General features: G+C 69.4%; 2 protein-coding genes. Both read left to right on the top strand.

What is annotated here, in order from left to right:
• Positions 1–67: 67 nt before the first annotated feature.
• Positions 68–961 (top strand): DUF4338 domain-containing protein, encoded by an 894-nt coding sequence (locus tag AB1781_11380; protein MEW5705168.1) that lies wholly within the window; start codon positions 68–70, stop codon positions 959–961.
• An 8-nt stretch (positions 962–969) separates the two neighbouring features.
• A partial coding sequence (locus AB1781_11375; GenBank protein ID MEW5705167.1) for an IS66 family transposase occupies positions 970–1,683 on the top strand: 714 nt, incomplete at its 3' end.

The following is a 1,683-nucleotide window of genomic DNA, read 5'->3' as shown; positions in this document are numbered from 1 at the left end:
CGGCGGATCGGGGAAGTTCCCGCTCCGCCCCTTGCGTTCGAAGCGGCGCTTTAGCTACCCTCTCCCTATGTCCGGGGAGCGCCGGGTCCTGCTCAAGTACCGAGGCCGCGAGTTGTCCGAAGAGGACGTCGCGTCGATCCGCGCGCTGATCGCGCGCCATCCCGAAGCGAGCCGCTGCCGACTGTCGCAACTGCTGTGCGAGGCCTGGGACTGGAAGCAGGCCAACGGAGCCCCCTGCGACGTGCTGGCCCGCGGTCTGATGCTGGCGCTGGAGCGCGCGGGCCACCTCGTCCTGCCGCCGCGGCGCAAGATCGTGCCAAACAACATCGTGCGGCGTCGGGCGCCCGAGCCCATGCTACTCGACGCCTCGCCGGTCGAGGGCGGTCTGGCCGGCCTTCAGCCGCTCGAGTTCCGCCTGGTGCGGCGCACGCCCTACGAGGCGATCTTCGACAGCCTGATCCAGCACCACCATTACCTGGGCTACGTGCGGCCGGTGGGGGCGCACTTGAAGTACCTGGTGTTCGGCCCCGGGGAGCGTCCGTTGGCGGCCGTGGCCTTCTCGTCGGCGCCGCGGCACCTCGGCCCGCGGGACCGCTTCATCGGCTGGACGCCCCCGCAACGCCGCGCGAACGTGCGCCTCGTGGCCTACAACCCGCGCTTCCTGGTCCTGCCCTGGGTGCGCGTGCCGCATCTGGCCTCGCACGTGCTGGGGCGCGTGCTTCGCCGGCTTTCGGCGGACTGGGAGAAGGTCTACGGGCATCCGGTGCATCTGGTCGAGACCTTCGTCGATCCGACGCGCTACAAGGGGACCTGCTACTACGCGGCGAACTGGGTCTTCCTGGGCCGCACGACGGGGCGAGGCAAGGACGACCAGACGGGCAAACCCAACCGGTCGATCAAGGACGTGCTGGGCTATCCGCTCGACAAGAATTTCCGGGAGCTTCTGCGGGCGGCTGCGTGAAGCAAACCATGGAGCGGCTCGATCTGTCCCAGGATGAGATCGAAGCGGCGCTGACGGCTGCGAAGCCCCGCTTGCCGTCGGAGGTCTACGCGACGATCGAGACAGTCGTGCGCGCCTACTTCACGGTGGTCAGGCTGCTGGCGGAAAAGAAGGCAAGCCTTGCGCGGCTGAGGCGGATGATCTTCGGTCCTTCGAGCGAAAAGAGCCGCGTGGCGCTCGCCGGGCAGGAGGGCCGGCCGAAGAAGACGGACGCTTCGCCGTCGCGCGAGGCGAAGCCGGGGCACGGCCGCAACGGGGCCGCCGCCTACGTGAACGCGAAAACCGTGCGCGTGCCCCATGCACGGCTCGCGCACGGCGACCGCTGCCCGGGTTGCCGCCGGGGCAACGTCTACGAGCAGAAGGATCGTCCCGGGATTCTGGTGCGGGTGACGGGACAGACGCCGCTGAACGCGACGATTTTCGAGTGCGAGAAGCTGCGCTGCGGCGCGTGCGGTAAGGTCTTCCCGGCCCGTCCGCCGGAAGGGGTGGGGCGGCGCAAATACGATGAGCGCGCCGCGGCGATGATCGCGCTGTTCCGGTACGGCGGGGGCTTTCCGTTCAACCGCCTCACGAAGCTGCAGGGCTGCGTGGGGATTCCGCTGCCCGCCTCGACGCAGTGGGACATCGTACTCGACGCGGCGCCGAGCTGCGCGCCGGTCTTTGAGGAACTCAAGCGGCTGGCG

This window comes from Pseudomonadota bacterium (genome assembly GCA_040752895.1).
In the GTDB taxonomy this organism is placed as follows: domain Bacteria; phylum Pseudomonadota; class Alphaproteobacteria.
Note: the sequence above shows the minus strand (reverse complement) of the source record. Positions and strands in the feature narration are given on the sequence as shown.

Coding starts and splice junctions, on each gene's coding strand:
- AB1781_11380 (MEW5705168.1), top strand. CDS start 68: ATGTCCGGGGAGCGCCGGGTCCTGCTCAAGTACCGAGGCCGCGAGTTG.